Annotated in this window: 2 protein-coding genes and 1 pseudogene; 2 read left to right on the forward strand and 1 reads right to left on the reverse strand. The window is 45.6% G+C overall.

Annotated features, from left to right (window positions below):
• Positions 1 to 237: hypothetical protein (locus F6K20_RS36690; RefSeq protein WP_287298132.1), on the reverse strand; the 237-nt coding region annotated here is incomplete at its 3' end.
• A gap of 339 nt (positions 238 to 576) precedes the next feature.
• Between F6K20_RS36690 and F6K20_RS36695 the strand changes: the two genes are divergently transcribed.
• Together F6K20_RS36695 and F6K20_RS36700 are read left to right on the forward strand one after the other, a co-directional pair.
• Complete coding sequence (locus F6K20_RS36695; protein ID WP_287298134.1) at positions 577 to 1,437, forward strand: DUF1350 family protein; 861 nt, start codon at positions 577 to 579, stop codon at positions 1,435 to 1,437.
• Between the two features lie 209 nt (positions 1,438 to 1,646).
• Positions 1,647 to 1,848, forward strand: a pseudogene (locus tag F6K20_RS36700) (hypothetical protein); the annotation flags it as partial.

A 1,848-nucleotide genomic window follows, 5' to 3' on the forward strand; every position in this document is an offset into this window, starting at 1 on the left:
CGTGGCCTTTGGCCAAGGTTGAACGCGATCGCGTGGCCTTTGGCCAAGCTTGGGTTGAATGTTGAACGCGATCGCGTGGCCTTTGGCCAAGGTTGAACGCGATCGCGTGGCCTTTGGCCAAGCTTGGGTTGAATGTTGAACGCGATCGCGTGGCCTTTGGCCAAGGTTGAACGCGATCGCGTGGCCTTTGGCCAAGCTTGGTTTTAATGTTGTTCGCGTAGCGTGGCCTTTGGCCAAGGTTGAAGGGTTAATAACCTGAAAGCTGTAACCTGTAACCTCTAAGCTCTAACCTGTAACCTGTAACCTCTAACCTGTAACCTTCAACCTCTAACCTTCAAGCTGTAACCTGCAACCTTCAACCTGCAACCTGCAACCTGTAACCTTAAACCTGCAACCTTAAACCTGCAACCTTAAACCGGCAACCTCTAACCTTCAACCTCTAACCTGTAACCTGTAACCTCTAACCTGTAACCTTCAACCTCTAACCTGTAACCTTCAACCTCTAACCTTTAACCTTCAACCTCTAACCTTTAACCTGCAACCTGCAACTTAGTTATCCTAAAAGAGCTTACTGCCATGAATGCCGAATTTAAATTTAGACCAATTCCCTTTGCTTGGGTTGCTATCCATCCCAAGCCGATAGGTGTTGTTCAGTTAATTGGTGGTGCGTTTTTCGGAAGTTTTCCGACAATTTTCTACCGATATATCGCCAAGCGATTATTTGAATCAGGTTATACCGTTGTTGCCAGACCGTTTAGATTTACCTTCCGCCATTGGCCTGTAGCAATTGGTTTGGTCAAAGAAGAAAAAACCCTATTCCAGGGAATTTTGGAAGAAGCAAAAAAATTGGGCTATGAGTACAGGATCTATGAAGAAGACCCCTCTGCCAGAGGGAATAATTATTTTTGGTTAGGTCACAGCCTTGGAACAAAATACATCGCACTCTTGGAACTTTTAAGTGATTTGGAGTCCAAAAAACTTCAGGAAATTCTGGGAGATTGTGTGGGGAAAGATCAAGAGAAGCAGATTGAAGATAGCCTCAGAGATGCTGAGCTAAAATATATTTCTTTGATCAATCAACCATCTGTATTAATGGCTCCTGTTATTAGCGGTACCAGTAGTGCGGTTCCTGTTCCATTCATAGCTGATTTAGTAGACAGACTTGGTTTCGGGGTGTTACCCACACCCGAACAAACCTATTGCTTGATCAAAAATAGCCGTTTATTTAATCTTACTGCTTTGATTAGCTTCAGTAAGGATAAGATTGCTCAACAAGCTGGAACGGTGCGTTGGCTAGAGGAGAATTTAGGCAATAAACTTCTCATTGATGAGAAACTTCCCGGTAAGCATCTAACTCCCCTCGGTTGGCTCCGGGGAAATGATCAACTTGCGGATACGGTTATTGAAGTTATCACAAAACTAGCCGAGCGAGTCTAAGGGAACAGGGAATAGGGAACAGGGAATAGGGAACAGCGGATCTGGGAACAGGTAAGAAACAAGAGGGATCCCCCCTCCCTTAATAAGGGGGGAAGGTAAGTGGGAAAAAATTCTGTGTACCTGATTACTATGAGAAACGCTAGATTAGAGCAACTTAACGCTAATATTAGCTAGCGCTGATCGGATGTAATGTACTGGTGATAAAGTTGGTGCTCAACTGTCAACTGTCAACCTCCAACCTCCAACCTCCAACCTCCAACCTCCAACCTCCAACCTTCAACCTTCAACCTCCAACCTCCAACCTCCAACCTTCAACCTCCAACCTCCAACCTCCAACCTCCAACCTCCAACCTTCAACCTGCAACCTCCAACCTTCAACCTCCAACCTCCAACCTCCAACCTCCAACCTCC

Origin of the sequence: Moorena sp. SIO2C4 (assembly GCF_010672485.1) — a bacterium.
Taxonomy (GTDB): domain Bacteria; phylum Cyanobacteriota; class Cyanobacteriia; order Cyanobacteriales; family Coleofasciculaceae; genus Moorena; species Moorena producens.

What these genes read in the sequence shown, in the direction of transcription:
- F6K20_RS36695 (WP_287298134.1), top strand. Translation starts at nt 577, where the DNA reads ATGAATGCCGAATTTAAATTTAGACCAATTCCCTTTGCTTGGGTTGCT.